At 38.0% G+C, this 26759-nt stretch carries 13 protein-coding genes; all 13 read right to left on the reverse strand.

Features of this window, described 5'->3' with window-relative positions; all coding sequences use genetic code 11:
* Window positions 1-9: 9 nt before the first annotated feature.
* Window positions 10-2475 carry a glycoside hydrolase family 95 protein gene (locus tag OZP09_RS09860; RefSeq protein ID WP_269237624.1) on the reverse strand — a complete coding sequence of 822 codons (2466 nt, stop codon included), beginning with the start codon at window positions 2473-2475 and terminating at the stop codon, window positions 10-12.
* A gap of 225 nt (window positions 2476-2700) precedes the next feature.
* Window positions 2701-4128: a glucuronyl esterase domain-containing protein gene (locus OZP09_RS09865; RefSeq protein ID WP_281310690.1), complete on the reverse strand. Its 1428-nt coding sequence runs from the start codon at window positions 4126-4128 to the stop codon at window positions 2701-2703.
* 126 nt (window positions 4129-4254) lie between these two features.
* A complete protein-coding gene (locus OZP09_RS09870) occupies window positions 4255-7008 on the reverse strand; it encodes a glycoside hydrolase family 78 protein (protein ID WP_281310691.1) in 2754 nt (917 codons plus the stop codon).
* Window positions 7009-7097: 89 nt separating this feature from the next.
* On the reverse strand, window positions 7098-8972 hold the full coding sequence (locus OZP09_RS09875; protein ID WP_269237628.1) for a sialidase/neuraminidase family protein: 1875 nt from the start codon (window positions 8970-8972) through the stop codon (window positions 7098-7100).
* Window positions 8973-9056: 84 nt separating this feature from the next.
* Window positions 9057-9974 (reverse strand): glycoside hydrolase family 43 protein, encoded by a 918-nt coding sequence (locus tag OZP09_RS09880; RefSeq protein WP_269237629.1) that lies wholly within the window; start codon window positions 9972-9974, stop codon window positions 9057-9059.
* A 237-nt stretch (window positions 9975-10211) separates the two neighbouring features.
* On the reverse strand, window positions 10212-11786 hold the full coding sequence (locus OZP09_RS09885; protein WP_281310692.1) for a glycoside hydrolase family 28 protein: 1575 nt from the start codon (window positions 11784-11786) through the stop codon (window positions 10212-10214).
* Window positions 11787-12042: 256 nt separating this feature from the next.
* Window positions 12043-13443: a glycoside hydrolase family 140 protein gene (locus OZP09_RS09890; RefSeq protein ID WP_281310693.1), complete on the reverse strand. Its 1401-nt coding sequence runs from the start codon at window positions 13441-13443 to the stop codon at window positions 12043-12045.
* A 178-nt stretch (window positions 13444-13621) separates the two neighbouring features.
* On the reverse strand, window positions 13622-16747 hold the full coding sequence (locus tag OZP09_RS09895; RefSeq protein WP_269237633.1) for a DUF6298 domain-containing protein: 3126 nt from the start codon (window positions 16745-16747) through the stop codon (window positions 13622-13624).
* 107 nt (window positions 16748-16854) lie between these two features.
* Window positions 16855-18552, reverse strand: coding sequence for a polysaccharide lyase (locus OZP09_RS09900; RefSeq protein WP_269237634.1), 1698 nt, complete (start codon window positions 18550-18552; stop codon window positions 16855-16857).
* A 100-nt stretch (window positions 18553-18652) separates the two neighbouring features.
* Window positions 18653-19324 carry a DUF3826 domain-containing protein gene (locus OZP09_RS09905; protein WP_269237635.1) on the reverse strand — a complete coding sequence of 224 codons (672 nt, stop codon included), beginning with the start codon at window positions 19322-19324 and terminating at the stop codon, window positions 18653-18655.
* A 138-nt stretch (window positions 19325-19462) separates the two neighbouring features.
* A complete protein-coding gene (locus OZP09_RS09910; protein WP_269237636.1) occupies window positions 19463-21172 on the reverse strand; it encodes a pectate lyase family protein in 1710 nt (569 codons plus the stop codon).
* Between the two features lie 145 nt (window positions 21173-21317).
* Window positions 21318-23282 (reverse strand): RagB/SusD family nutrient uptake outer membrane protein, encoded by a 1965-nt coding sequence (locus tag OZP09_RS09915; RefSeq protein WP_269237637.1) that lies wholly within the window; start codon window positions 23280-23282, stop codon window positions 21318-21320.
* Window positions 23283-23295: 13 nt separating this feature from the next.
* Window positions 23296-26664, reverse strand: coding sequence for a SusC/RagA family TonB-linked outer membrane protein (locus OZP09_RS09920; protein ID WP_269237638.1), 3369 nt, complete (start codon window positions 26662-26664; stop codon window positions 23296-23298).
* Between the last annotated feature and the right edge of the window lie 95 nt (window positions 26665-26759).

The raw sequence follows: 26759 nt of genomic DNA on the forward strand, positions 1-26759 counted from the left end.
TTCTTCTTTTTAATTCCCATAAAAACTATAAGTCTCCCCAGCTATCATCTCCACATCATATTCATTATATTTTGGCAACTGCACTTTAGGCAATTTTGCTTCTTTAGAGATAATTGGTTTCTTTACCTCAACATCATAAAACAAAGGATTCGGATTTTTACCTTTTGCTTTTTTAAGCGTAATTCCTTTGTCAGCTTTCAAAGTATTTTCCAATTTCAATCGGCAGTTTCCTCCTAGTTTGGAATATATTTTCAAAGTCGAAACTTTATTGTTTTTCCAGGTCATATCAATTACAAATCCGCCTCGGGTTACCAAACCTTTGATGCTTCCGTCATTCCAGACTGTTGGCAAGGCAGGCAGTAAATGAATCGCATCTTCTTGGCTCTGCATCAGCATTTCGGCAATTCCTGCGGTACATCCGAAATTCCCGTCAATCTGAAACGGCTGATGTGCATCGAGCATATTTGGATACGTTCCGCCACCTTTTCTTTGGTCAGCAGTAACCAAATGCAATTGATCCTGAATCAGTTTGTAGGCGTGATTTCCGTCTAATAATCTGGCCCATAAATTCACTTTCCAGCCCATTGACCAGCCTGTGGATTCGTCTGTTCTGTAAATTAAGGATTGTTTTGCTCCTTCAAATAATTCCGGTGTTTTGATTGGCGAAATCTGATTACTCGGAAACAAACCGTACAAATGCGAAACGTGTCGGTGATTGTCTTTTGGATTGTCCCAATCGTCCTGCCATTCCTGTAACTGATTGTGTTTTCCAATTTTCATTGGAGCCATTTTTGCCAAAGCGTCTTTTACTTTTTTGGTAAAATCAGCATCCGGAGCCACCAATTCCGAAGCTTCGATTACGTGTGTAAACAAATCAAAAACCAATTGATTGTCCATTGTTGTTCCTGATGCAATTGTCGATTTTCCTGTTCCTCCTGCGTGTGTGTTTTCAGGAGAACTTGATGGAACCACAACCAAATATTTTGTATTTGGATCGATCATCATAAAATCCAGAAAGAAACTCGCCGAGCCTTTCATAATTGGATAAATTTCTGCCAAATATTTTTTATCTCCTGTGTACAAATAACGTTCCCACAAATCCTGACAAACCCATGCACCGCCTGTCATCCACATTCCAGATGCAGCCGAATCAACCGGAGCGGTTACTCGCCAGATATCGGTGTTGTGATGCAGTACCCATCCGCTGGCGTTGTACATCATCTTTGCGGTTTCTGCTCCCGAAACGCTCAACTCTTTTGCCATCTGGATAAAAGGTTCGTGCATTTCAGAAAGATTGGTTACTTCTGCCGGCCAGTAATTCATTTCGGCGTTAATGTTGGTCGTGTATTTACTGTCCCAGGGCGGTGTTACCATATCGTTCCAGATTCCCTGAAGATTTGCCGGCTGTCCGCCTGGCTGTGAACTCGAAATCAGCAAATAACGTCCAAACTGGAAATACAAACTTGCCAGTTGCGGGTCGAATTCTTTCTTGAAATCCCTGATTCTTTCGTTGGTTGGTTTCTTGGCATTTTCATTAGTTCCTAAATCCAATGAAACTCTGTTGAAGAATTTTTGGTAATAGGCAACATGTGCTTTTTTAATTTCGTCAAAACTTTTTGGCAATGCCTGCTCCAAATAGGATTTACTTTTTGCAATTTCATCACCCGTGATATCCTGATAATTTTTGAAATTGGTCGCTATCGAAATGTAAAGCGTCACTTCATCGGCTTTGTTGATGCTCAGGATTCCGTTGCTTGCCGAAACTTCTCCGCCTTTATTTTTGGCTTCCAATCTTCCCTGAAATTTTACTTTCCCTTTTACATTTTCAAAATTAGTTCCAGTTCCCGAAAGTATAATTTGATTTCCTTCTGTTGACGGAACGGTTTTGTCAATTGGGCTGTTCATAAAAACGTTACAGGTAATTTGTCCGGGTTTGCTTGCCGACAATTTTACTGCAATCACCTGATCTGAAAATGCGGTTATGATTTCGCGGGTAAATTCTACTCCGTTTACGGTGTATTTTACTTTTGCCGTAGCATCGCCGATATTTAAGTCTCTGTAATAATTAGAATATTTTTGATGTCCTGGAAACGAAATATAAACGCTTCCAAAAGTCTGATACGGCATTCCGTCATTGGTCTGCGACATAATATCACGGGTTGCCAAATCCTGTGCTTCATCAAATTTTCCGTCAAAAATGAGCTGTCTTACTTTAGGCAAAGCTTCAATTGACTTGTTGTGTGCGTTGCTGTTTGGCGAACCTGCCCAGATGGTTTCTTCGTTCAGTTGCAGGCGTTCTACAGCGGGATCGCCAAAAACCATGGCACCCAAACGTCCATTTCCGAGAGGCAATGCTTCGTTCCAGATGGAAGCCGGTTTGTCGTACCACAATTTTAGATCGCTGTTGGTTTGTGCAGTTGTCGCAAATGAAACGATACCGAAACAGATTGCTGTAATTTTATTTTTTAACTTCATAGTTTATGGTTGATAGTTGATTGCTGTTGGAAGTGTAATTCCACAAATTCAATTATTACATTCTTATTTTCTTTTTAAAGACAATCGATCTTAAATTACAAGAGTGCGTGAGGGATAGAAGCAAGCTACCGAAGTAGCGCGGATAGCCCGACCCGATTTGAAAAAGGGGGCGACTAAGCGGTTTCTAGAGTTGCCCCCTTTTTCAAATTGGGTCACGCCCAAATACTATTTCTTCACCTCGTAAACTTTATTGTTCTTTTCTCCGAACATTTCATATAATTTGTTGATGTCTTTCAATGCATTTTTCGGAAGATTTTCGGCTTTGTTACCAAAAACATATAATTTATCGTACGGTTCAATCACGCAGGTTGATTCGTCGATTTCGCCTTTTTCATTTTGTACTTTCTTTAAATCCAGACCTAAATATTTCGCCATAAACGGATATAACGCCATACGTTTTGAAGTGCCAAAATCGTGGCCTTCGGTTGGGAAATGGGCATTTTCGACCAAATCTTTTTTGCCATACAATTCATAAGTGCGCTGGATAAACGGGAACTCCAATTCGGGAACCGCCAGTGTCCAGTCTTTTCCATCGGAAACAATGAGCTGTGGTTTTGGCGCCATCATCGCCGAGATTTCGGCATTGTTGGTTCCGTTTCCGCAAAGGTGAATGCCACGACCGCTTTCGCAGGGACAACCGCCTGAAAAATGGGAAGAAACCATGACCACGGGAGCGGTAACTTTTACTCTGTCGTCGATTGCGCCCAAAAACATCGTGTGCGATCCTCCGCCGGAACCGCCGGTAACACCAACTCGGGTCATATCGACATTTTTTTGAGTCGATAAATAATCCAGCAAACGGATTCCGCTCAACACCTGAACGGTCGATGCGATGCTGTTTCTATGGGTTTGCTCAGGAAATTGCAATAATGATTCGCCCCAGGCAAACAGGTCGTAGCTTACTACAATGGCACCCATTTTGGCCATTATGGCACAACGGTACTGCTCGTCTTTTCTGTATCTTCCGTCTCCGAAATGCCCGTCGGGCGTTAAGATCACAGCTGATTTTTTATTGAACGGATAGGGTTTGTAAATCGATCCCGTAGTATAAACACCCGGAAGAATTTCCAGCGCAATATTCTCCACGCTGTAATCTTTGTAGATTCTTTTTGGGGTCAAAATCGGTTTTGATTTTGGCATTGGCGGTGCTTTGTCCAAACCAAATGACGTAATCATACAGGCTTTTATTTCTTTTTTACGGGCTTCCCAATCGTATACATTTGAATATAAAGTCGTCAAATAATTTAAACGTTCTTTTCCTTTATCGACTGAAACTTTATGGTTTTCGTATTTACGAATAATGTAGGTTCCGTCTGGCTGTTTGAAATACATGAGTTCAAATGGAGCCAGAATATTGGTAAGCGAAATTGGCAGATTTCCGGGTTCGATTCTCCAGTCGGCATAATCTAATTCTTTTCCTTTTAGCAAGCCTCTGTCATCGTTGATGGTTACGTTGAAAACGGTTTCGATTTTCTTCAAAGTTTCTGAAACGGGTTTTCTAAAGTTTGTATCTGAGGTACATTGGGCGTTTGCTAATGTCAATGTGAAAATTGAGATTAGGAAAGTAAAAGTTATGTTTTTTAAATTTTTCATTCTATTTAAAAATTGTTTTTCAATTGTTTTTGCTTTAGCTGGAGGAAAACAAATTGATTTTTGATTTTGATTTTTTTGTTTATAAAAGAAAGTGATTTTACATTTTTACAAATCACATTTTACATTTTACAACTTACATTCAATTGTATATTTTCCTGAACCTAATTTCAAATTTTTAATCGGTTTTCCATTCACTTTTATTGCAGAATCTTTCGCCGAAACCGGCAATTTTATTGTCGCTGATGTATTCGCAGGAATCTCCACTTTCAGAATTAATTTTCCGTCTTTCTTTTCCCAGGCCGAAGCAATTTTTCCATAAATAGATTGATAAGTTGCTTTTACAAAAGTCATATCGCCTAACACTTCCGGCTGAATGAAGAAATGTTTGAATCCCGGATTTTTTTCATCTGCCTTAATTCCGGCTAAACTTTGGTAGAACCATTCTTCGATCTGCCCCATCATAAAGTGATTATATGAATTTCCTTTACGCGGATCCCATTGTTCGGTCAGAGTCGTTAATCCGAATTTTATCTGAAAACCATAACCCGGTGCATCATAATGATTGTTCATTTTGTACATTGTTTCGTTTTCGCCATTTCGCGCCAATGCCTGAAATAAATAACGATTTCCAACATCGCCTGTTGTTAATCGGTCGCCTTTGGCTTTGATGTCGGCCAATAAATTCTGCATTACAGCCGATTTGTATTGCGGTTCTACGATATCCATAAAAATCGGAACAGCGTTACTAAACTGACTGTTTGTACCGTATTGTTTGGTTTCAGCATTAAAAAATTTGTCGTTAAATGCCTTTTTAATATCCGAAGTCAATGTTTCGTATTTTGCAATGTCCTCCGATTTATTCAATAATTTGGAGGCTTTCGCCAATAAACTAGCACCATAAAAATAATGTGACGTCGCCGAAAGTGCAATAGGACTGTTTTTGGAATATCCCGCCGGATGCGTTCCGTAATCGTACCAATCGCCCAATCCGTGGGAAACGATATGATTCGTAGCTTTGGTTCCTAAATAATCGACATACTTTTTCATTACCGGATAATATTTCTCAATCAATGACGCATCGCCATAATATTCGTAATACATCCACGGCAGAATCACGCCTGTCACACCCCATTCCGGAGAATCAGTAAAGTCGCCTCCAAAGACAACATATTCGGGAACAATCGTTGGAATCAAACCATTGTCACGTTGCGAATCAGAAATATTTTGCATTGTAGCCGGAATAAAACTTTCCAAATTATAATTGAAAAGCAATCCAGGACCATTTAAATGAATTTCTTCTATCCAACCCAATTTTTCACGTTGCGGACAATCGGTGAAAACACTTTGAAAGTTACTTTTTATGGCATTATTAATCAGCCAGTGTGCCTTGTTGAAAATGTCATTGGAGCATTCAAAACTTCCCGCTTCTCCCGCCGAATTGTATATGAAATTTGATTTCAAATCAACCAATGTTGGAAGATCTTTGTCCTTGTCTTCTTTGTAATTGATGTTCTCCATCTGAACATATTGATAACCGTAATAACTGAAATTAGGTCGCCATTCTTCGATGCTTTCCCCTTTCAAAGTATAGTCGTAATAATACGGTTTTCCTGTTTTTCCCTGCCCAACAGTTCCGTCTTCATTCAGGCTTTCACCCACCCAAACACGAACCGTTTGTCCTTTTTTTCCTTTCACTTTAATAGTCGGAAAACCGGAAAGATTTTGCCCCATATTAAAAATATAGAAATTGGGTTTCAGCTCTTTGGCTTCCTTAACTTCATATTGTTTTTGAACGATAATTGGCGAAGTCGTTTGTGCTCTCAAAATTCCTTTTGGTGCTTCCTGAACGACTACTTTTTTCCAATTCGAATCGTTGAATCCTTTGTTGTTCCAACCTTTTTGTTCCAAATTGGCATTATAATCTTCACCACCAAAAATGCTGTTGTAGGTAATCGGACTTTTGCTGTATTTCCAAGTTTCATCTGATTTTATGATGTCTTCGGAACCGTCTTTGTAAACCACTTTCATTTTTAAAAATAAAGTCGGCGGTCCAAAACTCACATAAAACTTCGAATAGCGTTCGGCAAGCGTATTGTACATTCCGTTGCCTAACAACACACCAATTACGTTTTCACCATTTTGCAGTTCTTTCGCAGTCAATTCATAAGTGTTGAAATTGACCGTTTTATCGTAGTCTGACCACAAAGGAGCAAACTCACTGTTGCCGATTTTCTTTCCGTTAATCGTCAATTCATAATGTCCTAAACCTGAAATGTAAACTACAGCTTCCTTGATTTCTTTCTTAACTTCAAAAGGTTTGCGAAGCATAATACTTCTGCGTGACAAAGAATCGGAAGCGTTTATTAAAGACGCTTTTTTCTCTTTGTTGAAAGTGGCAGTATGATAATTTCGGCCTTCCGGCAAATGACTGTCAGCTTTTGTAATCGCGCCGATCCAGACTGGATTCAAATCTAATTGTGAAGGTGCGATTCTGAACGAAGCTGTTTTGCTCCAATTGGATGCTTTGCCTTTTTGATTCCACACTTTGACTTTCCAGAAATATTTGGTTTCGCTTTTTAATGAAGTTCCTCCATAATTTATTTGAAGGTTTTTATCTGAATTTACTCTTCCGCTGTTCCAGATATCGCCGTTGTCATTTTTTATATTTTCTTCCGAAGAAGAAACCAAAATTTGATAGCCTATTTGTGAGGCATAAAATTCTTTTGAAACCAACTGCCAGCTTAATCTTGGCTGATTTTGAATTACTGCTAATGGATTTTCGGCCATTTCGCAGGTCAAATGTTCAGCAGAAATTTGACCATTCGAGATGAATGTTATCAGAAGACAAAAGAGGAATAATATGTTTTTGAAAAACTTCATGTTATATTTTTTTACCACAAATTTTCACAAATTATTCTTTTTATTTCAGTTCAAAAATTTGCGTGAATTTGCGTATCTGTGATTCTTTTTTATAATTTTTTAGTAATCAACGATTGAATATTAAACACTGCTTCCGGGATTAATTTTTCTGCTTCCGGCAAATCAACGAAATCGTCTGTGTCAGGAGCTGTGTCCGGATTTGGAGAATATCTTTGCTCGCCTGTGCGGAACATAATACGCTCAAAGCCATCTACGGGAGCATAAAAAATCCTTGTTGATTCTTTTCCGTCGTTGACTTTTACGGTATACGAACGGGATTTTACATCCAGTTTTACTGTCACTGTGTATGATTTATTGGCTTCGTATTTAGTAATACCACTATAACGCGCACCGTTTTTAACTTTCAGTTCTCCATCAGAATCGAATACCAATCTTACGGCTGGTAATCCCTGTTTATTTTGAAATTCCACCTGCATCAAACCGTGATTGTTTTGCTCTGGCACAACTTTAAATGTCGCTTCCATTTTTTGTGCAAACGGAATCACACGCTCAGCTCTGGAATAATCAAAATAATCCTGATCTCTTAAAGTCAATGTTTTTTTGCCATCTGCTTTCTTTTCTATTTTGGTGGATGCCCACGACAAATCATAGGTATTCCAAAGTTTCAATTCTTCGCCATTTGGCAAATCGTTGAAAACATCATTTACGTCATTAGCAACTACGCTCGTTACCGGAACCGGAATTGATGCTACCCAAATATCTTCTTTGTTCACGCTGTAACCTACCCAGATTTTTCCGTCCGGCGGAGTTCCGTTTTTTTCGGTGATTCCGCGAACGTATTGCGGACCGGCAGATTTGTAGTTTCCGCCATATCGCATTGGACTCACTTCTCCGTGAACCAATAATAAATCTTTGTAATTCAAACCATCATCAGAAGTTGAAATCGCCAATGGCCAACGGTATTCTGATGGATTGTACAGGGTTGCATAACGGTTATCAGAGGTTTTTTGTCCCCAGATTTTGGCATTGCTGTTTACAAAACCCGGTGCACGCAACGGCATATATTCCCATGATTTTCCGCCATCTTTACTTACCGAAGTTAAGGCGTGTTTCCATAAACCTACTACGTTTCCGTTTGGTAAATGGTAATAACTAAAGGCTTTGTATGGTTTTTGTAATGGAATCAATTCGTCATCGCGGTCAGCTTCTTCTACCCATTGCTGTAAAACCAAAGGTTCTTTCAGGATTTCCTCGCAGGCTTTTATCAGTCCTTTGTCTTTTGCTTTGGTATAAAATGGAAATGCCGATTTCGATTTATCCCAGGTTTTATTGTATCTGATGAAATAGATTTCGCCGAAACTGCCGTCTTTTTTGATTTCGCGAATTACACGCCCAATTCCTTTTCCGTCATTGGGATCGTCTTTTTCATCCATCGCGATTCCGTAATAGGCTAAGGCAAAAAGTCGTTTGTCTTTTGAGGTGTAAAACCCCATTCGTTGGTGCATAATCGCATCCAGATTTTTGGCTACACCTTCTACTCCTTCTTTTTTCCAGCCGTCCGGAATGTGATAAATTGGAAAAATTACCTGAGGTTTTGTCCAGGTCACACCATCTTTTGAAGTTAACATCAAAGTCTGGCTCGGTGGAATATGTTCTCCGGTTGGATCGCTTAAATAATGCAAGTAAAAGGTATTGTTCCAATACGCCATCATTGGCTGGTGGTTGTAGGTCCATCCAAAACCATCTGCTTTTTCAGGATGTTCACGGCTTGCACGCATAATCTGGGTAGCGTGAACACCAACTGCCGGACTTAATTGTCCGTGATGATAATCTATATTGGAGAGTGTTTTGCCTGTGTATCGTATCGTGTCATTTTGTGCCTGTGCAAAAGTTACTACTCCGCAAGTCAACAGGATTACTGATGCTGTTACGATATTGGTTTTTATGTTTTTAAATGCAATCATTATCTTAACTTTTTATCTGCTTGATCTGCTAAATCTGCGTGAAAAATTACTCTCGCAGATTCTGCAGATTAAGCAGATTATTTTTTATTTTCTTTCAATTAATCCTTTTAGAACTTCTTCGGAAATTGTGGTGATAGTTCCATGTTTGTGACCTTCGGGTAATTTTATTTTAGAGGATACATCTTCGAATTTTACAAAATCTGAAGTGCTTAAGGCTTTGTAATTTTTGGATCCGTAATTGTCATAATACAACAGCCATTTTTTACCGACTTTTACGACCGTTGGCCCTTCTGATAAATATTCCGTTAGGGGTTTTGATCTTTTTTCAAATGGTCCTAAAGGCGATTTCCCAAAGGCTACTTCTATGTTTCGCATCGGTCTGGTGTTGTCTTTTAAAACCAGGACATAATCTTGCTTGCCTTTTTTTACAATCACGCAATCAATGACGCTGAAACCGGGATCGTAATATAATTTTGTATCTGAAAACGTTTTGAAATCTTTGGTCGTTACATAATACATTCGGTGGTTATTTTTCTCGTCTTCTACTCCTTTTTCAAATCGGAATGGGATTGTTGATGCCCAGATAATGATGTATTCTTTTTTGACATCGTCATAAAAAATCTCGGGCGCCCACACGTTTACGACTTCGGGTTCGTGTTTCATTACGGGAATGTATTCCTGTTTTGACCAATGAATCAGGTCTTTTGAACTGGCATATCCAAAACCGTTTCCACCTTTCCAGTCGGTTGTCCAGACCATATGATAGGTTCCGTCTGCGCCTTTTGTGATGGACGGGTCACGCATAATTTTGCTCGCTCCAATTTCTGGTTTCAGGAATGATCCTTCCAAGCCTTTCCAGTTGTAACCGTCTTCGCTGTAGGCGAGATACAAACCTTCGGTAGCCGGTTCACGAAAAGAAGTGAACAGGTAAAGTTCTTTCTTTTTCTGGGAATAACTGACCGCGAAAAGTGAAAGCGTTAATATGATGAATATTTTTTTCATTGTTATTTTTTTATCCTTACCAAAGGTTTCATTGTTAAGTTATCTCCAAATATCAGCGTTAAAAACTAGCACGCAGATTCAGCAGATTTTTTTTTGCTTATTAAACCAAATGCTTCTCTTTAGCCCCGATAGCAGTGGAAATCCTTGTAAGCCGGTGTTCGGCTTACAAGATTGTAACGGATAGCGGGACGGTGCTTCCTGAAAATGCCCAATATTTCTGCTTCTAAAAAATAATATTTATTCTGTAATTGCTTTTTTATCCAGGTCTTTTCCTTTTTTAACAGCAGTTGTTACGTTATTGAAAACATTATTTTTTACAAATATATTTTTCGTGTCTTTTCCATTGGCTTCGATGAAAATATCGGTGGCGTTGAACGGAAAATTGTTGTTGATCATAATGTTCGAGGCGTTATCGATTTTGATGACCGGAACGCCTTTGAGCGGTGTCGATGAACCTACGTTGTCCAAAATCAGGTTTTTGGAATCGATGATTTTGAAAGAAGAACCCACGGTCGCATTGACTTTTACATCGTGAAATTCAACATCGGTGGCTGTGTTTACGGTAAAACCTTCCTTGCCGTCCATATTGATGTTCGAGAACGTGATGTTTTGAATTGGCATTTCAACAATTCCACGAACGAAGCCGGCTTTGTTGACATTTCCTCCCGTAACATCGCTGATGTGGATGTTTCTGAAAATTGGCGTACGCTCAGTTACCGGTTCAACTGGATTGTCTTTGTCGTAGAATAAATCTAAAATAATAGCTTCTTCCTTGATGTTTTTCATGACAATATTGTCGACGCGAATGTCTTCTACAACTCCTCCACGACCACGGGCCGATTTGATACGGATTCCTCTGTCGGTTCCGTCGAAAACGCAGTTGGAAATTGTAATTTTTTTGATTCCGCCTGACATTTCACTTCCAATTACAACTCCGCCGTGACCGCTTAACATGGTGCAGTTCGTGATCGTTACATTTTCGGTTGCTTTTCCGTATTTACGACCATCTGCATCACGACCTGATTTGATAGTGATACAGTCGTCGCCTACGCTGATATGACAGTTTGAAATGTGAACGTTGGTGCAGGACGAAGGATTGATTCCGTCTGTGTTTGGCGAATGCGGATTGTTGATTGTGATTCCGGTTACGGTTACGTTGTCGCAGAATTCAGGATTGATCGTCCAGAAAGGGGAATTTTTGAAGGTTACGCCTTCGATTAAAATATTCTTGCAATTGTAAGCCTGAAAAAAAGAAGGTCTGAAAAAGTGTTTATCAATCGTTCTTTTATAGTAAGGTTCGTACACAATTCCTTTGTTTTGCTCGGTCCACATTTTTTGGTATTTGGTTTCCGGAATCAGACCTTTGGCAGTTTCGATTCGGTAGACTTCATTCCACCACGCTTTTCCCTGACCGTCGATTACGCCTCTTCCTGTGATGGTGATGTTTTCGACGTCTTTTGCATAAAATAATGGAGAGAAAGACTGCATCACGATTCCTTCGTAACGCATTTCGACATACGGAAGATAATCATCGAAGTTCTCCGAAAATTTTAAAAGTGCACCCGAATCTAAATGAATCGTGATGTTGCTTTTTAGTTTTAAGGCTCCTGTTAAGTATTCTCCGGCTGGGAAAAAGATGGTTCCTCCTCCATTTTTAGATGCTTTTTCGATGGCATTTTGAATAGCTTCAGTACATTTTATTCCTTTGTTGTTTCCGCCTTCGTTGAGGATATTGAGCCAGCCGTCATTGGCGAAGGCTGAAGTTATTCCCGTTAGGAAGCAGAGTATGATTATGATGTTTTTGATTTTCATGATGTATTTTTTGTTCTCGCAGATTTTGCAGATTGCGCGGGATTTTTATTTTATTTTGCCACAGATTAAAAGATTTTCACAGATTATTTTTGCTTTTTTATCTGCTGGATCTGCTAAATCTGCGGGAGATATTTTTTATTCTCATTTTTGTCATCCTGACGGAGGAAGGATCTCCGTTAGTAGCTCCGCATGCTAAAATAGCTTTGTGTTAGTTTCTTGCGGAGATCCCTCGTTCCTCGGGATGACAATATTGTGGTTAATTTGAACTTAAAATTAAAACCCAGTCGTTTCCGTCTTCTTTTTTGCCGGAAGGCTGGAACTCTTTAGTTCCTTTGTTTTTAAATATTCCGATTTTTGTTTTTTTACCGTTTCTTGGGTTGTACCAGGTGGCTGTTACCTTATCTCCTGAAATTTTACCCATATTCACTGTGATTTTTCTTCCGGTATAAGTATAAATCAAGGCATAATCATTTCCTCTTGTCGCCACCTGATAATCGTATTTTTCACCTTGATTGGCCACTAACGACTGATCGGGAATTCTTTCAAAATAGGGGAATTCCAGCATCAGATTTTTAATGTGTACCATTTGTCCTGCTCCGGGAGCATTGATGGCTGATGTCCATAATTCTTTGTTTCCGTAGGCTGGTTTATCGCCTTTTCTGAACATTTGCATTACCGCATTATGGCCGTAAGTGTAACCTGCTCCGCCTGCGAAAACTGACCAGTAACCGTAACGACGCACATCATTTGCGGTCCATTTTGGCTGTAAGGTGTCGTGCAGACCGTGTGGAATTCCCTCGTAAGATGGCTCTCCGTCGAGTGTTGGTTTGGTTGGTTTTAAGTCCCAGTCTCTATGAACGAATTTGTAATTATCTTCTTTGAAAGGTTTCACCGAATCCTGATCGTATCTTCGGTGTCCGGATTGAAACATATTGAAATCCAGCCAGCTTGCATTATGAAAATTTTCTGAAGAATCGGTTCTTCCGAAAGGGTGGAAAGTCACCAACTGATCAGGATTACTGGTTTTTAAAGTGTTTCCGAGTGCGTTCCAGATGTCCTGGAATTTATCTCCGTAAGTATCGCCACCGTTCAGCCAGATTATATTGGTTCTTTTTTTATATCGATCGGCTAAAAATTTTGCATATTTTTCAACATCCACTTTCGTTACCTTACTTTTATCACTACTGATATTTGTTCCCCAAACCGGCACCATCGCAAGGTAGATTCCGTTTTTTTGCGCTACATCCAAAGTATAATCGATGTGGTCCCAGTAATCGTATTCTGGAGCATCATTTGGATCGTTACCAGGTGACGTAATTTGCTGGGACAGATTATCATTCATTAACGCCTGATCGCCATACGCATTTACGGCATTCACATTATGCAAAACCATTACCTGAACGACGTTAAATCCTTTTGCTTTTCGATCCTGAAGATATTTTTCAACACCTGCCCTGTCCAGTTTTCCGAATGTCAGCCAGCCTGTATCGCCTAACCAAAAGAAAGGTTTTCCGTCTTCGGTTACAAAATAATGTTTGTTTTCGGAAACTTTAAGTTTTGGTAATGCTTTTGATTTTGCAGATTGCGAAAATCCGCTTTGTACTGTCAACATAAAGCTTATGCTCAGGGCAAATAAGTATTTATTTTTCAGGTTCATTTTATTTTTATTTTGAATTGTGTATTTATTTTTTGCCACAGATTAGAAAGATTAAATGGATTTTTCTTTTCTGTCTATTAATTTTTCTCGCAGATTTGGCAGATAAAGCAGATTTAATTCTTAATTCTTAATTCTTAATTCTTAATTCTTAATTCTTAATTCTTATATGTAATCTTGATTAATTTTTCTTTACTACAAAAAGTACTTTTTCTTTTATTTCTGATTGCGGAATTACGACTTGTTTTCCTCCGCTGATGTTTGCTTTTTTCGTCACACTTCCATTAGAAGCATTGATTGTATATACTTCAAAAGTTCCTTTTTGATTTGACAAATCGATGGAAACGTCCTGATTATTTTTTAGATAAAAAAGATAGGCATTGCCTTTATTTTCAAGTGTCCAAAGGTTGTCTGAAAAAGTAGTTCCTGTTGCAAACTTCATACCAGTCACGGCAGAATGGAAGGAAGAAAGTTCAATTTTTGGAACATTGGGCAAAGAACCTCCCGCCATTAAAACAGCCCAGCCAAATCTTGGTGCTCCCATAGTGGAATACAGCACTGCTTTTTCCGGATATTTTTCACGGTATTCGCGAACAGCTCTGTACACCTGATCATCAGTTTCTTTTCCGGTTTTCATTTTGCGGGCGTGTTGACGTGGTGCTAAATTTACGCCTCCTTCCGGACCATAAAGCGTTCCGTCTTCTCTGTAATACCAATATTTAATATCAATTACATCTACCGTTTTGGCTCTTGAAGCGTCATTCAAAATAGCATCCTGAACATCTTTCGTAGCACTCAAAGCAATTTTTGATTCATTCGGATGTGACTTTTCATAGTTCGCAATCACATCAATCCAGAATTGCATAAATGTTAAAGGACCTGTGTATTCGGCACTTGTCATTTGCAGAACGTTGGCGTTATCTTTGAAATTCTCTAAATTTTTCTGGATAAAGGCTTCGTGTAATTTACGGATGTCGGCATTTTTGACGTCATAAAATTGCTCTGCTAAGAAAATCCTTTTGTCACCTGCATAAGGCGGAGGTTCAGGCAATCCAGTCGTATTAATGTTATTCGCCGGACGCCACGGAGAACTTGCCCAGTGTGCGCCTGCTTCTAATATATTATGCTGAAAATAGGCTTCGTTGATTAGAATTTTATTCTTTTGAGCGCCTAATTCGGCGAAGGTTTTTAATCGGTTCCAGTACCAGGCATTGTATCTCGTTAAATCATATTTGCTTAAATGATCCCAGGCTGTTCCCTGACCGCTTCTGTCGAAAGGCTGTTCGTAAAACGGCGCCCAAACATCAGGATCCATTCGGCGAATGCGTTCGTGATCGGCCATTCGTTGTTCGTACCACAATCCGTAATTATGATCGATGGCGATTTTATTATTTTCAACTAAATAATTTACGGTTTCTTCTAAATTATCTGTGTAACCCACACCGTAATGCCCCGGAACAAATCGGGTAATATGCGGTCTGGATTTTGAAACTTCTGATTCGCGCAAACTTCCTCTCCACCACGGCACATCAACGGTTTCTCCGGTAAGGACACCTTTTGAAGTCACTAATAAACCATTCGTTACCGTAATTTTATCGGAATTAGAAACGATTTCACTATTGGATTTTACTTCCTCAATTCGTTTGGCTTTAGCATAATGAGTCGAAATTGGATTTCTTGTTTTTGCTTTAGCGATGAATTCTTTTAAGGTTTCATTTAATTTATAAGCTTCGGCTGTTAAAGCTTTAGCTTGCTCCAATGTAGGGCTTGAAGAAGGTTCCGTCCCCAAATCCATTATTTGAGCATCCATTGGCGATTTGCCCAAACGCTGTTCAAGCAAAGCATAAAACAAACTTCTCGGGCTGATGTGATTGTTCACGTCTTTCCAGTGTCCGTTTCCTGCCCATTGTGACCATACTCCAAAAGCCCAGTTCTGAGCTGTTGGCGGACTGTAATTTTCTATTTTAGATGCAGATGTTTCCCAGATTACACTATTGGCAACATTCCAGCCTAAACCTCTACCGTCTTGTTCTTTATTTTTGAAACTGATCGCATTTCCATCAATTAAAGAAACATCGAAAAGAATTCCTGTTGCCCAGCTTCCAACCGATCCGCTGAAACTAAAAGGCTGATGCGATTCGCATTGCAAAAACACATTTGGTCCTGCTGTAGCATAACCTCCGACTACAAAATCATTATATCCAAATTCAGAATAACAACGCTGAAATAGTGTTTGCTGTCCTTCGGTATAAAATGTATTTCTTCTGTGTGATGCGATTTCCGAAATTGGGTTTAAAGCCAGACAATCTTCAACAGTGATTCTTTTGGCGGTTTTCAAAATAGAAACGGCACCTCCTGCAAACTGTTCAAAATTGACTTGTTTAACCCAGACATCTTCCGCATTTTTTATAGAGATTCCGTGCCATCTGTGTTGTTCGTCTTTTGGATTCGTAGTATCATAATCTGATTTCAATATCAGGTTTTCAACGCCTGAATTATTGATTCGGCCAGACCATGTATAAGTTGCGATGGTTGATTTTGATAATTCTTCATCTAAAGCATTCGTCAAAGGTGCGTCAATTGTGATTTTATTTCCCTGAACATTTGTAATTTCCCTATCGGCACGAATGACGAAATCATCCGCTTTCCATCCGATCCAGCCACTTTCTCCTCCAAAATCATTCATTGATAAAAGGTCAATCCAGTTTTTGGTGATGGGCGTATTGATAGTAATATGATCTCCTTTTTTTAGGGAAGTTCCATTTTTTACTGCTAAAACCGTAGCTCCTAATGGTGTGAAATTATCGGCTAATTCAAATTTATCTTTTAAAATTTGATTGTTTATTCCGCTGATGTTGATGATGGCTTTTCGATTGATAGAAGTTCCTAACAGCATTGTTCCGTTGGTATCTGAACCGCTTCCTCTTAGTACAATTCCGCTATCCTTGATATTAATTTCGCCTGAAACTTTGAAAATTCCTTTGTCTAAAAGTACCGTTCCTTTAAAACCAGTTGCATCGGCTTTTAATTTCGCAACATAATCAATAGCAAATTGAATTGTTGCTGTGGCATCACCTTCAATATGAGGGACAAAAACTTTAATGGCAACATTTGGAATTGCTACTGAAGACCCTTTATATCCGGCAAACGAAAAATCCGGAATTTGGTTTCCTTTTGCGTCAGCAGTACGCTCAAGTTTTCCTTGTTTGGATTTTGTAATATCGGGAAATGTGTTTTGTGCCAGACTGATATTGGCACTAAAGAAAATAACAAAACAGGATAAAACGAGTAAATCCTGTTTTGTCATTATATTTTTGAGTTGATTCAAATTCACTTTAAAATATTATTTGAATGTGTTTATTTTTGATTAGACCTGACAGGTTTTTGAAACTTGTCAGGTCTAAATTTAAAACTTTATTGCAATAAAACTTTAGATAAAGTATCCTTATTATTTTCAGGTTTTGTCCAGTCTATTTTACTGTTTGGATCAATTCCGTTAAAATATTTCTCTAAGTTGGTATATCCGTCTCCGTTGCTATCTTTATTCGCATCGGAAGCGTCTTTTGGATTCAGACCGAATTTCTTTTCCCAGGCATCTGGAATTCCGTCATTATCCGAATCTTTATAGGCTTTTCCTTTGTATTCCGGATAACCGCCTACCTGATCAGGATGTGTGATAATTCCTTTTTTATAGGAGTCGGCAGGCAATCTTCTTTTGATGAATGCTGCACCAATTGTATTTTCCAGACCATCTTTTACCTCAATTTTTCCGGTGCGAACCTGTTTGATAACTCTTTCGTCGACTGCATCACGTTTAGGTAAATTTGCTCCTGCATTTTCCAATACAAAATCATAAGTCTGGTCCGCCTTCATAATAGAAATTGGCGGCATTGCAAAAGCCTTATTTTGTTTAATTTGTGCTAAAAAGTCTTTGGTTGTTTCAGGCGACAAATCTTCTAATTGCACTCCTCCGTTCCAGTTATCGGCTGTCACTTCAGGTGACCCAGCGATAAAATTACCGTCAACAAAAGCTTTTCCGAATCTTTTCGGACTGATATAACCTGATTCAGGTTTGATAATTCGGTAACGAATCGGCTGATCGGTTGGTGTGATTGGACCCGGTTTGAAATAATTATTGATAATGTTGTATTGCGAACGATAATCACCACCATCAAGGGTACGATTCCACCAATTGAAAACGACATTATTTACAAAGTTAAAACTTCCATACATTCCAACTGAGGCATTTCTCGAAATATTATCGGCCCATAAATTGCGGATAAACATGCTATTCAAACCGCCGATTGTGCTTCCGAAAGCATGGTTGTAAGTATCCAGACCTTCTGATGAAATGGTATTCTGAATGGTCACATTAACAGCCGGCAGTTTTTCTAATTTTGATTTTTCATTCACCTGAAACTGGTGACGGTATAACGAAATATTTTCGTCTAATCCCCAGCTCATGGAACAGTGATCGATAATTACGTTTCCGATTACGTTTCCTCCCAAAGCATCGTCACGACGGGTTACTTCGGTTTCTCCACGGCGAAAACGCATATAACGAATGATAATGTCGTGGGTGTCTAATAAAACAGATTCTCCTGCAACGCAGATTCCGTCACCCGGTGCGGTTTGTCCTGCGATTGTAATGTAAGGCGCACGAACGGTAATTGGTTTTTTAAGACGAATAATTCCGGAAACATTAAACACTACTGTACGTGCTCCAACGGCTTCGAGTGCTTCACGGAAAGTCCCTTTTCCACTGTCTTCTAAACTTGTGACAACAAATATTTTACCGCCTCTTCCGCCCGGTGTTTGAGCTCCGCCTCCCATTGCACCCGGAAAAGCAGGAATATCAGCATGAACTAAATCGGTTGGCAATGATGCCCATGGCACATAAGGTCTTCCTAATAATTCTTCGGCTTTGATGATGTGCTCATTGGCTTTCCAAATTTGATCCAAACGCTCACTTTCTTCCTTCATCATGGCATCGGTTTTTTCCTGAATCGGTTTTGGAATATCGGGATATTGCGCATAGGCAGATGAAAAGATCGAACAGAATGAAAATGCTATTATTCTCCTAAGAGTCGTTTTTTGAAAATTGTTTTGCATGATCGTGAGTATGAAGTTTGTAGTTAGAATAGTTTGACACTGCAATTCATATAAAGTTTAACTTGTAATTTCAAAAATTAAACATGTCAAAAAATAGCAGCTATTCCTTCTTTTGATTCTTTTCTTTTTCTGCAATACGTTTATTCCAGCCTTCTCGTTCTTTAGTTAAATCGTAACCTTCTTTAGACAGGTAATTATTGATTCTTCCTTTGTATTTACCAAACCATGCATGTTTTTCTTTGGATGAACCACCATCCATAGCGTGTTCTCTTGCTTCAACTAAAGCGTCATAAATATATTTTTTCTGAACTTCGGTCAAAGTAGGTATCATATCATTATAAGCCGTTACCGTAATTGGAAGAACACCATAAGTCATTCCGTCTTTTACTTCGGTGATTTTAGCTTCATTCAATTGTGTTCCTAATTTTTTTAAATAGGCTTTGTGCAGTTTAGAAATTGACTTGTCAGCACTTGTTTTTAACTTATCTGTTTTCTCGTTTTGCTTATCTTTAGCTAAAGTAGTGTCGTCTTTTACTTTTTTAATTTCGGCATCTCTTGTGTCCTGAATTTTGCTCAAATCACGGAACTGCTGCGCAATAATATTGGTTACAGCGGTTTCTTTTTCTTTGTTATTCAGGGCTAATTTCTCGACAATTTTAGCTGCTCTTTCATTGGTAACCTTGATGTACTCCGGGTCTGCATATTGCTGAGCACTTAACTTGCAAAAAGCAAAAAGCAAAAACAATACTCCTAATTTTTTAATTGATGTCATTTTTAAAATTTTTTAAGTTAGTCTGTTTTATGATCTAAAATCGACTAATTATTGATTTAATAAAATCTGCACAATCTGCTAAATCTACGTGCCGATATTTTTTCACGCAGATTCTGCAGATGTAGCAAATTCTTTTTTTTATTTTAGGTCTAACAAAGGTCTTACCAAAGTTTCTTTGTTGTTCGCTAAATCGGTCCAGTCTACTTTGATAGCCGGGTTTACACCGTTGATGTAATCTTCGATATTAGTATATCCATCTCCGTTTAAATCTCCTTTTGCATCAGATGGATCTTTTGGATTCAGACCGTATTTTTTCTCCCATGCATCCGGCATACCGTCTTTGTCTGTATCAACATAAGGTTTTCCTTTGTATTCAGGATATCCGCCTACTTGTGAAATATCTGTAATGATTCCTTGTTTATACGAATCCTTCGGTAAACGACGGTGTTCAAATTGGTAGAAGTCTTTTTTCTCTAATCCTTTTGCGTATTCCGGAACTCCGGTTTTAACGGTTCTTACAATTCTTTCATCCACTTTATCCCTGATTGGCAAAGTTGCACCCACATTTTTCAGAACAAATTCATAAGCTTCATCTGCTTTCATGAAAGGACGGAACCATGGCATTGGAAATGGTTTGTCGCTTTTCATTTTATCGAAATAAGTTTTAGCCTCATCATAGCCCATTAATTCCCCTTTTTTATTTTCGATCTGAATACCGCCGTCCCAGTTGTCTTTGGTTACCTTTTCGTTTCCATTCACTATGTTTCCAGTTACATACGCTCTTCCAAAAACCATATAAGGCAGTTTGCTTCTTCCTGATTCCGGTTTTAAAATTCTGTAGCTGATTGGCTCTGCTAAATTGGTAACAGGACCCGGTTTGTAAAAGTTATTGATGATGTTGTAGTTTGCTGTATAATCACCTCCATCTGTTGATCTGTTATACCAGTTGAAAACAACATTGTTTACAAAATTGAAAATTCCGTTCCAGCCGATAGAAGGGTTTCTACCTGCATTGTTAGCCCACATGTTTCTCATAAATGAGCAGTTTTCTCCACCTAAAGTACTTCCGAAAGCGTGGTTGTACGTATCCAATGCTTCTCCGAACAAACTGTTTTGAATAGTAATGTTTACCGTTCCTACTTTAACTTCCGGATAACCAGCGCCAGGATTATACATGTGTCTGTACATAGACATATTTTCATCTAATCCCCAGGTTGCAGAAACGTGGTCGATCATAATATTACCGACAGGATTTCCTCCGATAGCATCATCACGCCGGCCTACAAAAGTTTCTCCCCTGCGGAAGCGCATATGCCTAATAATGACATCATGTGTGTCAATCCAAACCGATTCACCGGCAACACAGATCCCATCACCCGGAGCCGTTTGGCCTGCAATGGTAATATAAGGTGCACGAATAATTAACGGACTTTTAATTCTGATAATTCCTGATACGTTGAATACTACGATTCTGGCACCGCCCTGTTCGCAGGCTTCACGTAAAGTTCCTGGTCCGCGGTCTTCTAAGCTCGTTACTACATATACATTTCCGCCACGACCTCCAAAAGTGTACATACCTCCTCCTTCAGCTCCTGGAAAAGCAGGTATAGACGCCTGTGGTAAATCTGTTGGCCTTGATGCCCATGGAATAAAAGGCTTGCCGTGTTTCGCTTCTTCTTCAATTACAACTAATGCTTTTTCCCATGCTTCGTCTGAAAGTCTATTCGCCTCCGCGATAATGGCGTCTTGCTGTGCTTTAATTTCAGGGCTGATTTTTGGGTATTGGGCAAAACAATTAATGCTTCCCAAAAGCAAAAGAGGCAATACAAATAGTGCTGAATTTTTCATGTTAATTTTAATTTGGTAATTCGATTTAAACAAATCACCTGTATCTTTTTGACGGAATACAGGTGAAAGTCTAAATTTAATGTTAAGGTTTTATTAAGGTTTTAATAAAAATGCCTGAAAAAATCAGGCATTTTTTAGTTATAAGTTATTCTTGGTAATTGAAAGTTCCACTTGCATTTGCGGCATCATTCCAACCAACAGTTTGTTTCAACCATGGGTTTTGAGTTAAAACTGTTAAGCTTAAACCTTTCACATAATAATTTGGTCTCCAAAGTATGTTAAGAGGTGTTGTGTTATTATTATTATCCATAGGGGTAACTAAATTTGTTAATACAAAATTAGCATTATAAAAATTAGCTAAAGCTGTTATCTGCGCATTAAAGTTAGCATCATCTGGATCAACAGTAATACTTGCTCTTGTAGCAGCTAAAGGGTCAGTCGAAGTTGCAGTATTTTTATATTGTAAAAAGTGCCCAATTCTTTGTGTACCATTAATAGGTGCTATTCCTAGTTTTTGGTTAGTGTTGTCTACTATACCATCGACATTATCATCGCTATAAAGCATCCATCGTTGAACATCCCAAAAACGTTTTCCTTCGTAAGCTAATTCTACTCTTCTTTCATACAAAACAGCACTTATAGCAGCATATTTATCTGCTAATGTACCAATACCATAATTATTAGCTGCAGGTATTCCTACACGATTTCTAATCTTTCCTAAATATGCCGTTGCATTAGCAATATCCCCTTTTGCAGCATAACATTCAGCTATATTTAATAATAATTCGGCATAACGATATTCAAAAATATCGGTACCTGAATATTGGAAACTTGTAGCATTAGAAGCTGCTGGATTTGACATCTTACGAACATAAGCTGGACTAGACATCTGATTACCATCACTAAAGTACTCTTTATTTGAAGCATCTAGCCAACGATATCCCCATACTGTATTAGAAGCTGACTCCTTGTAAGGCCATTTAGCTCCTGAAAAAGCAAAAGTTCTATAAAATCTCGGATCACGATCTTTAAAGAAAAGAAATGGATCATAATTAACACCTGCAACTGGCTTAGATCCGTCCTTCATAGGAAACAAATCAATCATATCTTTAGGAACAGAAATTCCTCCTGTTGCAGTTGATTGACTTTTTAAACGAATAGACTTTTCCCATGAGTTATTTATAGCAACTGTAGTATTCGTAGCCAGTAACTGAACTGTAATTGCTTCTTTACAAAATGCATTATCAATCAAAAACATAGCTGCCCAATCTTTTGCAGAACTTCCGTACAATCCATAACCATCTGTTGTTAATTGAGTTTCTGCTGCTAAACCAGCTTTTAAAGCTGCATCCCAACGATCAGTTGAACTATCCCAATTTTTATTAAACAAAGGACTTGCATACGTTAATAAAACACGGGACTTCTGGGCTAAAGCAGCTCCTCTAGTTACACGTCCATAGTCTGTAGTCCATCTATCTGGTAATAAACTAGCTGCTAAATCAAAATCAGCTACAATTTGTGCTACTACCTCAGATACTGAGGCTCTTGGTAATTTTATGCTTTCATCTGTAGAACTTGCATCCTGAACATTAAGCACAATCGGAACCCCACCGTATGTTCGCATTAAATCAAAATATTGTAAGGCTCTCAAATAATACATTTGCCCTTTTGCCTGATCACGAAAAGTCTTATTTAAACTAGCACCTTTAACATCTATATCTCTCAAAAAACCATTAATATCTCTTATTCGGCTATAAGAGTTATTTACTGTACTCGATGTTAAAGTTGTTCCATAATAAGTTGATCCATCTGATGCATTCACAAATATTTTATTTGGATTAACCAAATCTGTAATACCACCTATTTCTTCTGTTAATTTTGATTGATCTGTAGTGTATAAACCAACTGTATTTGCTAATGGGGATGTATAAGCTGAAAAGAAATCATAATACACATTATTAATATACCAAGTTGCACGCTCTTGACTTTCATAAAATGAGTCATCAATTTGCCCGTAATTTTTCTTTTCTTGTAAGAAATCATCACTACACGAAGCACTTATCATAAGTAATAGTGCTAAAGTTATATATAAATTAATCTTTGTTCTCATTGTTTCTCTTAATTTAGAATGTAATATTTAAGTTAAATGCCCATGTTCTAAGAGTCGGATACGCCTCGTAAGAAGTATCATACATATTTCGGTAATGATCTGGATAAGGATTATATAAATCCCAAAGATTATTTCCTGTAACTCCAAAACTAGCACTAGAAATTTTAAGACCTGATATAATTTCTTTAGGAAGCTGGAAACCTAAAGTTAAGTTTCTAACCACACAACGAAAAGTATTCAATTGCCAGAAATCTGATGCAGAACCAAGCATTGATGAATCATAATAAGCTAAATTTGGATATTTACCTCCTAAATTATCATCTCCATACATGTCTGTCCAATAACTCTCATGTGCCCACATATTATGAGCTGAACTAACTCCTTGTTTTACAACATCAATGGCTCTGTAACCTCCCCATGAAGTAGCAATCTGAGTTTTCATAAAGAAATTTTTGTAATTCATTCCTAAATTTGTTGTAAACCCATAAGTTTTATTTTTATTTACCAATTTCGTAAAATCTTCACCAGTCATAATTCTTCCATCTGGTCCTTTTTGAACCCCGGTAGTACTATCAAAAACGCCTCCTAAATCCTGATAAGCTAACATACCTCTTCTCATCAAAGTAACGTTAGTAATACCGTTATAATTTGGTGTACCTCCAGCAGCTGTAGCTCTTTCAGTTAAGTAACCCCAATATTTTTGAATATCTTCATCAGTACGCAAAATCCCATCACCAGTCGAAGTCTGTTTCCATGTTTTGAATCCCCACTGTGGATAAATTAAAGAAGTATCTTCTCTTCTTGCGTTTGCAGATGGTAAAGTATAAGGAACGTCATAATAATCGCCTTGTTTAGCACTTGAGAAACCTAAGTTTATTCCTATATTATATTTGAAATTTTCTTTTATTTTGTCATTCCAGTTAATAGCGAACTCAGCTCCCCAATCTTCGATAGTTGCCAAATTCTCCTCAGCAAAACCACCTCCTACAGAAATTGGCACCCCAACTGTACTTGCTGCTTGAGTTAACATCTCTTTTGATTTATCATAGTATAAATCTGTCGTAATTTGTAATCTATTTCTCAAAACAGCTAAATCAATTCCGAGGTTATTTTTTATTGTACCATCCCAACCTACATTTCTATTTGGGGATACTCTTGTATTGATTCCACTTCCTAAATTAGTAGCAGCACCTGCACTACCAAAAACAAAACCTTTATCAGCAATAATATCGTAATATGTTGCCCAACGCCAAGGCAAAATATTGTCTTTTCCAGTTTTACCAATAGAGTAACGTAATTTAAAATTATTTACACCTGGTAAGGCATTTTGAAACCAATCTTCTTTTGACATCACCCAACCAAACTGTACTGATGGGAAAAACCCATAATAATTTTCAGGTGCAAATTTTGTTGAAGCATCAGTGCGGAAAACAAATTGAAATAAATACCTTGATTTATAATTATAATTCAGACGTCCCAAATAAGACAATGTCCCCGATTCTCCTCTAAGAGCAGTAGAGTTTGAAGGTGATAAAGTACCTGCTGTTAAATAAGTCCCCAAATAATCTGCAGTTGTTCCTTCATAAGCCAAACGAGTACTAAAATATTCGGCCTCTGTTTTTTCAACAGCAACCATAGCACTAATATCATGATTATCGAAAGTTCTATCATAATTTATAAAAAAGTTAGTTTGAGTACTTTTATTAAACGAAGTATCATAATAAACTCTTGAGTTACGAACGTTAGTATCTATAGAATAATCTGAATCAGTTGCTCCACTAGCTAAGTGATTATCCTGAGTTTCGTAATTTTTAATTCTTGCCATAATGTATGGCAATTGAATTTGCTCTGTTTTATCTGTACTTTCATTTCTTGCAAAAGTTCCTTTAACAGATAAACCTTTGATAAATGGCACCTTATAATTTAAAGACATATTTACATTATATCCAAAATCATCATTTACAGATTTCGAACCGTTATCTAACGTCGCAAAATAATTCCACCCTGCAATCGTCGTATTAGCATTTGCACTTCCTAAGTTTCTATCTGTTCTAGGAAAAGGTGACATCCAATATTCTTGACCATTAACAGTAGTCTGCCATGGAATATATCTTGGCATATGCAATAAATAGCCATAATCTTGTTGTTCTCCTCCTCCATTTGCTTTTGATCCGTAACTACTATCATTGATATTAGCAGAAGCTTTAGAAAATGATTTCTGAACATGACCTGTATTTGCAGAAACAGACGCAGAAAAATCTAAACTTTTAGATATTTTTGCAGTCATTCCTGTTCTAAAATTCCACTTATTGTATTCTTGCTCTCCAAGATTAGCTCCCTGAGTAAAATAGTTAGCTCCGGCAAAATAAGTTGCTTTTTCATTCCCACCACTTATAGAAAGAGCATGTTTTTGTTGAGTTGCGGGTTTCCAAGCTTTATCTAACCAGTTATAATTCAAACTTTTCATTTGTTCTAACTCATCTGCTGAAAAGAGACTTGCATTATTTGTTCCTGTCCTGTTATCAGCTATCATAAATCGGTTAGCCCAAAGTCCATATTGATAAGCATCCATTGTTTTACTATGACTAATAGCATCATTCACTGCAAATTGGTTTTGGTAAGAGAATTTAGTAGCTCCAGCTTTTCCTCTTTTTGTTTTAACCACTATTGCTCCTTGAGAAGCTCTAGAACCATAAATAGCTGCAGAACCATCTTTTAACACCGTTAAGCTTTCAATTTCAGACGGATCTAATCGATTAAAAATCTCAGCTGTAGACCTCCCTGTAGTAGGATCAATCTGAACCATGTCATCAATTATAATCAAAGGCAGATCAGTACCTCCGTCTTTTGATAGTGAAAATGTTTGACGAATCTGAATCGATGCTGCATCTCCTGGACGTTGAGAACCTCCTGTTATATTGACTCCTGGCAACTGCCCTCTCAAAGCCTCAGATAGATTAGATACTGGTAAATCCTGAATTTTTTCCATATCAACAGTAGCAATGGCTCCGGTAATATTATTCTTTTTCTGTGTACCGTATGCTACAACAACGATGTCATCTAATACATTAGAATCTTCCTGCATTTTAGCATCCAGATTTGTACGACCGTTTAATGGAATTTCCATTTTCTTCATTCCAATAAAAGAAAAAACTAATGTTGCACCAGGCTTTACATTAATTTCATACCTACCACTAAAATCTGTACTTACAGAGTTTTTGGTAGATTTTTCAGTAACGTTTACCCCTGGTATTAGTAGTCCTGTAGGGTCAGTAACAGTACCAGTGATCTTAATTTGACTGCTTCCATTTTGGGCATAAGTGATAATGCTCATCAATGCAAACAAAATAAAACTACATCTTTTGATAAGTGTTTGTTTCATAAATTTTTGATTTAGTTAGATTAATAGTTAGGTTAGTTTTTAGTTTTAATAATGGATTTTAACTTTAATTGACCCTACAATCTTATCGACTATTA

It is taken from the genome of Flavobacterium flavigenum (assembly GCF_027111255.2).
Classification (GTDB): domain Bacteria; phylum Bacteroidota; class Bacteroidia; order Flavobacteriales; family Flavobacteriaceae; genus Flavobacterium; species Flavobacterium flavigenum.